The following is a 6,321-nucleotide window of genomic DNA, read 5'->3' on the forward strand; positions in this document are numbered from 1 at the left end:
TCATTCTTCATCGTTAGATTTGAACCATTTAGTCATACGTGACTTTCCACCCTTAGTGTTACTTCTTGTTAAATCAGTTTTATACTGAAACGGAGAAGATTCTGTGATAAGCATCGTATTGATAAGCCCTTTACTATTAGGCGGATAAAAGGGATACATGTATGGCTTTCCATAGCTAGTCATTCGAAGCAAGTGAATGAATAGAAACGCGGAGAAGAAGGTGATCCCAAGAAGTCCCAAGAAGCCTGCCACAATAAGCATAGGAAAACGTATAAAGCGAATGGACGAGCTCATCATATAATTAGGCGTCGTAAACGAACCAAGGGCTGCAAGTGCTACCAGCATAATTAAGATGTTACTTGTGAAACCAGCTTGCACAGCGGCCTGTCCTATAACAATACCTCCTACAATGCCCATCGTTTGTCCAACCTTCGTAGGAAGGCGAGCCCCAGCCTCTCTCAGTAGTTCAATAGAGACTTCCATGACTAGTGCTTCCATTAAAGGAGGAAATGGAACTCGAGCACGAGACATGATGAGCGACTCAAGTAATGGCATCGGAATCATTTCATAATGGAAAGTTAATGCAGCCACGTATAATGGTGTCAAGAATATCGATATGATAAGCGCTATAGCCCGTAAGGAACGGTTAAACATACCGAGTCCCCACGAAGAGTAGCGATCTTCTACAGATTGAAAGAAATCTGCAAATGTATTCGGTCCAATAATAACCTGTGAGTTACCTTCCACCATGACGACAACCTTGCCTTCTAATATTGCCTGAGCTGTACGGTCAGGACGTTCCGATAAACTCATCTCAGGAAACAATGAATATTTATTATCAGTTAGAATCTTCAGGAACAAGGGACTTCCGATTAAACCTTTGTATTTTTGTTTATTTATTCGTTTACGGATTAGTTCAACAAATGGATTCTTCTCCTTCTCATCTAGATAAAGTAAACTGGCTGATGTATGGGGTTCTGCAGCAAGCTGTACTTCCTCTTGAATGAGTTTATCGCTTGTAATATACGAACGGAGTAGCGCAATATTCTTCTCCATCGATTCAGTAAAAGCAATCATTGGTCCATAAATAGTCGATTCTGTCTCTGCATTTGAGGGCGCTCGCGAAGGAATATTCGCTAAATTGACTAATAGCCCCCCGTCTTTACCCTTTAGCAGCACAAGGGCAAATCCACTTAACAACTTTTCAATAACGTCCGAAAGCTGATCAAATGGCTTACAGTCACCAATCGGAATCATTTCCGATAGTGTCTCTAACGAATCGCATTGATCATTCTTTGTTAACGGAGCTAACAGATTTAAGTTTAACTGAGCATTATCAACCATACCGGTCATAAAAGCAACAACGATATTTCCACCAAGAGATTTAATGACTAAGCCTTCACTTCCATGTAATTTGGATTTGAGTTGACTCTCAATCTGCTCACTAAAAGCTGACATGAATATCCCACTTTCATTATTAATCCCATATTTCAAGGATGTACTAATGTTCTCCAATTTTGGTATATGGATAATATGTCCTCGAAATTGGGATTCAATGCAATACTTCGTGACCTATGCATGCGTAATAAAAAGAAAAAGGACCCTTACACTAGTGTAAAGGTCTCTACATTTTCATACATCGGTGAAACATTCATATGGGTGCGCATAAGGGAAAAATGATCTACTACCCATTCTATTCCGACAGGAGCGGGAGTAATAGCTTCGAGTAATAATTCTTCACCCTCTCTGAATCGCCGGGCAAGTGTAATATGTGGAGAATAGGGGCGGTCTTCAGGAATGAATCCTAGGGTGCCCGTTTCTTGTATTACTGACAAGTGTAAAGACTGTAAACCGTTAAGATTTCCAGAGACTCCCGCCCATAAAACGCGGGGTGTCTTCGATGAACCAAAGAAGCCGATTCCATTTAAAGCTAATGAAAATGGTGTTCCCTTTACATTGTTCAAAGCAGCCCTTAAAGCATCTAACTTGATCATCGAAATTTCACCAAGGAACTGTAATGTAATATGGTAATCTTGTGGGTGTGTCCACTTGCGAAAGAGAAGTTTATCTATATTTATATTCCTCCAACGCTTTAATACCTCTGTAATTTGATCTGGAACAGGTATGGCTACGAATACTCGTGCCGAGTGATTGTTACTATCCCTTGGTTCCATCCCTATCACCCCTCCTTGTCCTTGTTAATTAATAGTTTCCTTTCTATCCGCTAAACATTCAACCAAATCATCTGGGAAATTGTTACATGACATTTTCATTGTTTTAGGTTAGGATTATGTCGATTAACACAACCGTGATCTTATACTAAATTAAGGGGTGCCTATCTTTGAAATCATTCAAGTACATATTACTACTATTCACTACCATCATCACTTTATCTTCTACCTTAATCGCTTCACCAGCATCAGCTTCCGGATTTCGCGATGTTGATGCAAGTAAGTATGAGTGGGCAATGGAATCCATCGACTTTATGATCGATCATCAAGTTGTGAACGGATTTCCAGATGGCTCCTTCAAACCTAAGCAAACTTTGACCAAAGCCGAATTTACCGTGATGATTCACCGGCTTTTTCCGCAACTGCGAGCAACTGAACTACAAAGTATTCAAGGTGTTTCTCCCAATCATTGGGCTCACCAAGAGTTTTCCGATTTGTACAGTGATATTGGAATCTACGCCGCGGATCAGCAAAATTTCAATACTGAGACCTACACATATTCTCCCGACAAGAAGATGACGCGGTGGGATGTGCTGATCGTGCTTAACGCATTGTTTGAAGATCTTGGTGGACGGACCGAACCCACTCAAGGGCAACTTCTGTCTAACTTGAATTACATAAAAGACGTACAAACGAAGAAGTTCGCTTCCTATGATCAATATGACGCCTGGAAAAATGCTTACTCCCCTCTAACTCCAATCATAGGAACGGTTGGGACGGATAACGTTATTTCTCAAGATCTAGAATGGCTTAAGGCAAATGCCTTATATACTTTTCAGACTCAAGGGATCATGACAGCCGATAATCAGGGTAACTTCCACCCGTTACAACAAGTCACTCGTGCCGAAATCGTCACCATATTGCACCGTTTGTACCTGATCGTCGGAGAGAACTATGCACCTACACCACCTGTAACTGATCCTATCCCCGGTGGAACCAAACATTTCATTTATGGTTCTGGAGAATCAACAGGATCGGGTCATAATCTGTTTTATAATGACGAGGTCATCGATTTTACCGTTGTACTCAATAATTCCTTAGTCGATGGAGAGCCTATCAAGAATGTGGTTGTTCGCGTTGAATCACAGCAAATACTCGATGTGTATGTCACGGTCAACAACGAGAAGACACTTTATACTTATGAACAGCTCACTGACCCAATAAATCCGGTTCGTATATCGGTAGAAGGCCTTCCGTACATCATGGTTGAATCAAAAACTCGGTTCCCGGATCAGCTCACCGAAAACGGTGACAATGATGCTATGGTATTTGTAGAGTCTTAAGAATTAAGGCTAACAGCACAATTCAAGATCAAAAACCCGCTCTAGCTGAGCGGGTTTTCTTGTGTAACTCAATTCATGCTGATTTCCAATTTATCGTTTACCACATCAACAAGTATCTTAGCTTTCTCGTCATTAGCAGCTAGCTTAGTTAAAGATTTTATATTGTTATCAAGTCTTAGTCTCAAGTCTACCATTTCTTCAAGCTCATCTTCTGTCAAATCTACGGAATAATCATCTGATTTGAATCCCTTATCTTTTATAACAATTTGTATTTCATCGCGTAATTCACTCCAATTTGTTGATAGAGAACTAAGCGATGAACGGAGGTTGCCTTGATCATTCAATGTAATTCCTTTTACGTATTTATTTACGGTAAACTTTGCATCTAACACGGCATAGGAACTTATAAATGACCAAATTGTTCCTCCGCCCGATTCTATATAGTTATAACTAATAACGTCTCCTATGATATCGACCAATAATGAATCAAATTTCTCCGATTTTACTTTTAATGCTTTATCACCAGATACTGTACGTACGGTATCTTCTGCCAAATAATCTCCTACAAGACTAGTGATATAAACCTCCGAATACGTTGAAGAATTGAAGAATACGACAAGCGACGCAGATAAATCAGCATAACCTAGATCGCCAGCGTCTAATAGTTTTCCATTACAAATTAAGGAAGCCAATCTGTCAATTTCATTCTCTTCCTCTTTGCTAGTTGCGTTAGGTGTCTGAATCTGCTGAAGGATTTTATCTCCTTCTTTTACTATGGCTGCAATCGAGGTATTGTTTCCCGAATCATTAAGTAAATCGTTGTACCATGGCAGTTGAATAAAAGACTCCCATGAATAAAAATACACCGAAGCCTTAGTTGTAACACTTGCAACTGTATTCGTTGCATCCCATGTATTATAGTTTCCTGTGATAATGATGTCCTTTTCTCCATCGCCATTCATGTCTTTGAAACTTACAGCTTGAACACTTTCTAGCTCGTGTGTGTTAGGATAGCTGTCCGGCAAGGTAGCTAAAACGACCAAATTAGAGCTTACTATATAAAAATGAAGTTCAGGTGTTTTATTGTTCATAAAGTAACCCGAAACAAATCTCACTTTCCCCCAACTGTTCATATCTACCCAAAATGACTGTTCCTCTATAATAGTAAATCCATCATCTAGTAACCCCTCTAGGGTCTGTTCTTCATCTTGTCCCAGTTGGTTTGAGTTTTCTTCTGCATTCTCTGAATCAGAGACATCTGTTACGACTTCCCCAAATTCTGTTACTTCCTGCATAAAAGGTTCCACTTGGATCACATAAGGAACATCATTCTTATAGACTTGATATTCAATATTTCCATCCCCAATAAAACCAAGAAATGCATCAAATAAACCATTAATCGTATATCCTTTATCAATAATTAAAGGGCTAACTATCTTTTCAACACTAGCCTTGTAGCTATCTATGTCCAGATTATTTAGATTTGGAGATACCACCAGGATATTGCATAGAGGCATTCCACTAGTACCGTCAGTCACCGTTCCAGTCCGAACATTCAGCTTGTATGTCAGGGAATCAAGACCCTCCACTGAATCTGCGTAAAATAGTAAAAATTCATCCGAGGAACCCTTTACCGAATCCTTCCCACGATATTCTATATTTTCCCCAAAAATGTCTTGAATGCTTTTGGTATATTTATCGAGATCGAGATCAGACGTTGAAATATCCTCATTCGTTGTAATATTCTCTTTCGCTGGGGATTCTTCCTTACTTGCATTATTTGTCGAACAGCCCATTAAGGAGAAGGTTATACAAAATATAAAAATAAAAATACCGATTCTAATCCTCCTATTCATGACACCCTCCCAATCAGTTATAATTTTCCATTCCGATATTATATAAAGTATATATTATATTCATCAAAAGACACACAGTGATTTCTCTCGAATCTTGAGCCAAAAAAAAGAACACCCCCGCAGTGGAGAGCGTTCCATTTTGATATCCGTTATGTCATTCGGCAGTAATCGCAAACAATTCGTGGTCTTCCCACGATCCGTTAATCTTCAAATATTTTTTGGACAAACCCTCATGTCTAAACCCTGCCTTTTCTAAAACACGGATAGATGGCACGTTCTTAGGCATAACTCCAGCTTGAACACGATGCAGGCCGATTTCGTTAAAAGCATACTCCACACATAACGAGACTGCCCCTGTTGCATAACCTTTGCCGTTATGCTTCTCGTCCATAAAATAACCTAAATATGCATTTTGGAAGGGACCTCGAGCAATACCAGTTAGTGCTATTCTTCCTACAAGTTCATCCGTCTCTTTAAGAAAGATTCCGAAAGTATAAGATTCGTCGTTGGCAACCCCTTGAATACCATTGGCAATTTCACTTTTCTGTCCTTCTAGTGTGAAATGTGAATCGTCCCTGATTGGTTCAAACGGTTGAAAAAAATCACGATTTCTTAGCTTTAAGTCAAGCAGAGAGCCTGCATCCTTCATATCAAGATACCTTAAATAGATGTGGTTGTTACTCAAATGATTTCAGTCCTTTCTACAGCAAGTAATGGAAAGAAATAATAACAGCATTATTTTAAGAGGTCAATATCATTGTGGGGAGGGCCACACTCATTTTCAACTCCAATATACTATACCCAGATATAGCTAAAGGCTATAATAGATAATTAATTACTCGTCTATCGCCTGTTGTAGTGCTTCAACATACGCGAGGGCAAGTTTGGAGAGCGTTATATTCTTACGACTTATCCAGCCAACATTGATGACTTCATCACATTCTAGAGGGA

Annotated in this window: 5 protein-coding genes; 1 reads left to right on the forward strand and 4 read right to left on the reverse strand. The window is 39.5% G+C overall.

Annotated features, from left to right (window positions below; translation table 11 throughout):
- Complete coding sequence (locus EJP82_RS24785) at positions 1-1,458, reverse strand: spore germination protein (protein WP_127194749.1); 1,458 nt, start codon at positions 1,456-1,458, stop codon at positions 1-3.
- 146 nt (positions 1,459-1,604) lie between these two features.
- The gene (gene thpR, locus EJP82_RS24790; protein WP_127194750.1) at positions 1,605-2,174 is read right to left on the reverse strand and encodes an RNA 2',3'-cyclic phosphodiesterase; all 570 of its coding nucleotides are present in this window, start codon (positions 2,172-2,174) and stop codon (positions 1,605-1,607) included.
- Between the two features lie 167 nt (positions 2,175-2,341).
- On the opposite strand from thpR, the gene EJP82_RS24795 reads away from it, so the two are divergent.
- Complete coding sequence (locus EJP82_RS24795; protein ID WP_127194751.1) at positions 2,342-3,514, forward strand: S-layer homology domain-containing protein; 1,173 nt, start codon at positions 2,342-2,344, stop codon at positions 3,512-3,514.
- A gap of 68 nt (positions 3,515-3,582) precedes the next feature.
- Here EJP82_RS24795 and EJP82_RS24800 read toward each other — a convergent pair whose 3' ends face one another.
- A complete protein-coding gene (locus EJP82_RS24800; protein WP_127194752.1) occupies positions 3,583-5,370 on the reverse strand; it encodes a hypothetical protein in 1,788 nt (595 codons plus the stop codon).
- A gap of 154 nt (positions 5,371-5,524) precedes the next feature.
- The gene (locus EJP82_RS24805; protein WP_127194753.1) at positions 5,525-6,055 is read right to left on the reverse strand and encodes a GNAT family N-acetyltransferase; all 531 of its coding nucleotides are present in this window, start codon (positions 6,053-6,055) and stop codon (positions 5,525-5,527) included.
- Between the last annotated feature and the right edge of the window lie 266 nt (positions 6,056-6,321).

It is taken from the genome of Paenibacillus anaericanus (genome assembly GCF_003994475.1).
GTDB classification, from domain to species: Bacteria; Bacillota; Bacilli; order Paenibacillales; family Paenibacillaceae; genus Fontibacillus; species Fontibacillus anaericanus.

Excerpts from the sequence above, each read along its gene's own strand:
- thpR (WP_127194750.1), bottom strand. The coding sequence starts at position 2,174 with ATGGAACCAAGGGATAGTAACAATCACTCGGCACGAGTATTCGTAGCC.
- EJP82_RS24800 (WP_127194752.1), bottom strand. The coding sequence starts at position 5,370 with ATGAATAGGAGGATTAGAATCGGTATTTTTATTTTTATATTTTGTATA.
- EJP82_RS24785 (WP_127194749.1), bottom strand. The coding sequence starts at position 1,458 with ATGTCAGCTTTTAGTGAGCAGATTGAGAGTCAACTCAAATCCAAATTA.